General features: G+C 60.9%; 5 protein-coding genes. 4 read left to right on the top strand and 1 reads right to left on the bottom strand.

Features of this window, described 5'->3' with window-relative positions; genetic code table 11:
* The 4 genes from FEF15_RS19055 to FEF15_RS19040 all read left to right on the top strand — a co-directional run.
* On the top strand, positions 1 to 343 hold a 343-nt coding region (locus FEF15_RS19055; RefSeq protein ID WP_240454250.1), incomplete at its 5' end, for a type II toxin-antitoxin system RelE/ParE family toxin.
* A gap of 10 nt (positions 344 to 353) precedes the next feature.
* Positions 354 to 641, top strand: coding sequence for a HigA family addiction module antitoxin (locus FEF15_RS19050; protein WP_163561031.1), 288 nt, complete (start codon positions 354 to 356; stop codon positions 639 to 641).
* A 196-nt stretch (positions 642 to 837) separates the two neighbouring features.
* A complete protein-coding gene (locus tag FEF15_RS19045; protein ID WP_163561030.1) occupies positions 838 to 1,074 on the top strand; it encodes an antitoxin MazE family protein in 237 nt (78 codons plus the stop codon).
* The gene (locus FEF15_RS19040; protein ID WP_163561028.1) at positions 1,071 to 1,394 is read left to right on the top strand and encodes a type II toxin-antitoxin system PemK/MazF family toxin; all 324 of its coding nucleotides are present in this window, start codon (positions 1,071 to 1,073) and stop codon (positions 1,392 to 1,394) included. The genes FEF15_RS19045 and FEF15_RS19040 overlap by 4 nt, the downstream gene beginning before the upstream one ends.
* A 61-nt stretch (positions 1,395 to 1,455) precedes the next feature.
* Here FEF15_RS19040 and FEF15_RS19035 read toward each other — a convergent pair whose 3' ends face one another.
* Positions 1,456 to 2,379 (bottom strand): hypothetical protein, encoded by a 924-nt coding sequence (locus FEF15_RS19035; RefSeq protein ID WP_240454248.1) that lies wholly within the window; start codon positions 2,377 to 2,379, stop codon positions 1,456 to 1,458.
* Positions 2,380 to 2,526 lie beyond the last annotated feature (147 nt).

The raw sequence follows: 2,526 nt of genomic DNA, 5'->3' as shown, positions 1-2,526 counted from the left end.
CACGGGTGGGTCAATTTTGTTGACCGCTGGTGGGTCACTTCTGATGGCCATTGACAGCGACATGATCAAGAGCTTCAAGGACAAGCAGACCGCCACCATCGCCAACGGTCGAGTGTTGCGCAAGTTGCCACAGGACATGCAGCGAAACGCTTTGAAGAAACTGCGCCAGCTGGAGGCTGCCGCCAGCCTGGACGATCTGCGCATTCCACCCGGCAATCGCCTGGAAGCGTTGCGCGGTGATCGTGAAGGTCAGCACAGCATCCGCATCAACGATCAATGGCGGCTGTGCTTCCGCTTCGAAGACGGCAATGCCCATGATGTCGAAATCGTCGACTACCACTGAGGAGGCGACCATGACCAAGCGACTGCCCAACATCCACCCGGGCGAGATCCTCCTCGAGGACTTCATCGAGCCCATGGGGCTGACCAAGAACTCCCTGGCCACGGCCATCGGCGTACCGGCTACCCGTATCGGCCAGATCACCCGCGGCGAGCGCGCCATCACCGCCGATACCGATCTACGCCTGTCTCGCTACTTCGGTACCAGCGAAGGCTACTGGCTACGGCTGCAGAACGCCTACGACCTGGAGCAGGCCAGGCGTAAAGGGCGCTACGATGACATCCGTCCGCACGCCGCCTAATTAACCTTAGCCACCCGCCGCTCGAATACCTCCCGCGCCGCTCGGATGCCTCTCAGATGCCGCGCCTGGCGGGCATGCTCACGGGACTGCCGAAGCGCTTATGAGTGTTCATTATTCCTGGCGCACGGCCGTGTTGCATGTAACAGCAGGCATGCACTACTCTGTTACATGAAACGGAAAAAGGAGGGGGCTCGTCATGGTAGCAACCAACGACGTGAACACACGGGTGAAGAAGCACCGTGCCGCTCTGAGAGCCGCCGGCCTGCGCCCGATCCAGATTTGGGTACCGGATACCCGGAGTCCCGGCTTTGCCGAAGAGGCTCGTCGGCAGTGCGCCATCGTCGCGGCTGCCGATGCAGGGGATCGCGACCTGGATGACTTCATGGACGCGGCACTGCGAGACCTTGACCTGGACGACGAGAGTGACGCATGAGGCGCGGGGGCCTGGTGACTATTGCCCTGCCAGGTGACTTCGGTAAGCCGTGCCCGGCCCTCGTCATCCAGTCAGATCAGTTTGCTGGCACAGCCAGCGTCACCGTGCTGCTGCTATCCAGCACCGTGGTCGATGCACCTTTGATCCGTCTCGATGTGGAACCGGCTCCCGAGAATGGTTTGCGACGACGCTCCCAAGTCATGGTGGACAAGTCCATGACAGTGAAACGGGAGAGAGTGGGTGAGGCCTTCGGCCATCTCGATGACAGCGACATGGTCGCTGTTAACCGAGCATTGGCGGTGTTCCTAGGCTTTTCTTGATGCAGCAGCACCGCGCGGATCACTTGAGAGTCTGTCCCCGGTGAATGCAATCAAGGAAGGATCAGTGCTTATCCTCAACGCGCAGCACACGGACGTCAGCCACCGCCAGGCCGGTGGCCTCGGCAATCTGCTCATCGCTGAGCACACCCAACTTGATCAGATTACGGGCAGTCTGTTCGGCACGCAGTTGCTCGCCCTCCTGACGCCCCTCCTGACGCCCTTTCTCTAATGCCAGGCGCTCAATCGTATTCACGTAAGGCATGTGCTTTTCCTCCTGTATGGCATGGACCGCCTGGGCAAACTCGGGTTCCAGAGCACGGGGCAGTTGGAGCATCCAATCGATGATGTTGAACAGCAGCACGACCTGCTCGCGGCTGTAGCCTCGTTCATACAGCAGCCGAATCAGTGCGATCTTGACATCCTTGCGCGTGGCGTCGTCCTTGATCCGCTTGGCGTGGATCTGAGCCATCACCACCAGCGCGAAGACGTTGCTGCTGGCCTCCAGCTCCGCCCAGCGGTCTTCCCAGTCGATCAGTTTAGCCGTGGGGAAGGCAAAGGTCAGCGCGCATCCCCAGCGCTGATAGCGAAAGGCCGTGGGCCGGAAGCTGTCGCGGGTATCGGCCAACACCGCGAGGCTCACCACGTCCACCCCGTAGCGGTCCCGCAGCCGGTACTGGTAGATGTACATGCGCTCGGCAAAGGCCTCTTCTGGCTCGCCCTGCACTTCGACGTGGATCAGAACCCAGGTCTCGCTACCGTCGCGGGCGTAGACCTTGATGAGCTTGTCAGCGTAGCGCCGGCCGCTGTTGGCATCCGGTGTGACCTGCTGCAGCTCCTTATCGAGGAAGCTGTAGCCCTGGCTCCAATCCACCTGCTCATGGATCTCCGGGAACAGCAGGTCGAGGAACTCCTGAAAGTAGGCGTCCAACGCCATCTTCCACGGGCTGTCGTGGTCGGTAGCTCGGGCGGCGTCCGTTTCGCTCATGTGTACTCCTGTCCGTTGCCGGCAGTGTACCATGGCCGGTTTCGCCTCCGCGCCACGACCCGATCACGAGAGCTCGATCACGCCGCCCTGCAGAGCGACAATCAAGATGAGAGTCACGCGACAATCACGATGAGAAAGCCGAGACCT

This window comes from Halomonas sp. NO4, from assembly GCF_010994375.1.
GTDB lineage: Bacteria > Pseudomonadota > Gammaproteobacteria > Pseudomonadales > Halomonadaceae > Halomonas.
Note: the sequence above shows the minus strand (reverse complement) of the source record. Positions and strands in the feature narration are given on the sequence as shown.